Origin of the sequence: Parabacteroides sp. AM08-6 (assembly GCF_003473295.1) — a bacterium.
Lineage (GTDB): Bacteria > Bacteroidota > Bacteroidia > Bacteroidales > Tannerellaceae > Parabacteroides.
In genome coordinates this window covers 1-1,193 of the sequence record NZ_QRMP01000002.1, presented here as the reverse complement: position 1 = coordinate 1,193, position 1,193 = coordinate 1, and the positions used below count along the sequence as shown (strand labels likewise).

Here is a 1,193-nt window from a genome sequence, read left to right as displayed (position 1 = left end):
GTCGAAATACCCGCCGTATATTTGCAATGTCAAAGAGAGACAAAGGGTTTTGATGAGGGTCTTAACCCAAAGGGATATCTCTCCAGAGTATAGGGTAATTTAGCATATAAAAAAATTGAAGTCATGAAAAAGGGTAAAATTTTCACAAATTGTTTGCTTACAGCTTTAGCTGTTATTTTCGCAATATCTTTCACTGCTTGTTCCGCCGATAGCGACTCTTCTTCTTTCGGCTCAATCGATGAAAACATCTCAGCAGAAGTAGAAGCTCCATTCTCTATCGTTCTCAAAGCGTATTCAGACAACAAGGATATCACATCCAAAGGGGATGTAAACTACACGACACTGTACATCTTCGATGAAAACAAAGATTTCTACAAACAAATCACCGTTGACAGAACTTACCTGTTGCAGGCCAAGCCGGTTGAAATCAGCTGCCCGGGATCTGACAAAATCACGGTCGTTGCATGGGCCGGTGTTTCCGCAGAAAGCGAAGAAATCAGCAGCATGAGCCAGGCCAACATCATTTCAGACCTCCAGGTCAGCCTCAAACAGAACAACGGCGTAGCCAGCGCGCTTCCGGGGGATTTATTCTACGGACAGGTCACCGTTAACCGCACAAGCACAAAAGCTCCGGCACAGCAATTAAAAATAGAACGCAAAGTAACTTCCATTTCTTTGCTTACAAAAGGCATTATCAAAGTCTACGACTCCAAAGAAGGAAATTATTTCTACAAAATAAAGAAAACCAAAAGTTCTTTCGACCATAACGGGGAATTGACGGGAGCAGACGTGGAATACATCATTCCCGCTACCGTTAACGACGAAGGAAATCTTGTCGCTTCCAAGACTGCCATCCTACCGGCCTCTGACATTGTTATTGAGCTCTACAAGGACAATAAAATGATACTTTCCAGCGAAAATGTCAAAAATTCCGAGAAAGTGGCTGTAAACGAAGGAGAACAAACTAATATCACTTTTGACCTTTCACGCAACAATATGAACATTATCGTTTCCGAATGGGGAACTGTTGTTCAGACTGTTACTATTGGTTAATTTTTTTCGACCCTCAATTTTTTATATGCAATAATGGTGCACATTCGGATTGTTCCGCGTGTGCACCGCTTTTTTTCATATATGCGATTCTCCGTAATAGCAATACCACCTATTATGATAGTAATACATTTGTTAAAAAA

1 protein-coding gene is annotated in these 1,193 nt (G+C 41.2%); it reads left to right on the top strand.

Annotated features, from left to right (window positions below; all coding sequences use genetic code 11):
* The first annotated feature begins 123 nt into the window (after window positions 1–123).
* Window positions 124–1,053 (top strand): FimB/Mfa2 family fimbrial subunit, encoded by a 930-nt coding sequence (locus DW103_RS01775; protein ID WP_122273968.1) that lies wholly within the window; start codon window positions 124–126, stop codon window positions 1,051–1,053.
* Window positions 1,054–1,193: the final 140 nt, after the last annotated feature.

Bases quoted from the DNA above. Each gene is read 5' to 3' on its own strand.
- DW103_RS01775 (WP_122273968.1), top strand. From the start codon at position 124: ATGAAAAAGGGTAAAATTTTCACAAATTGTTTGCTTACAGCTTTAGCT.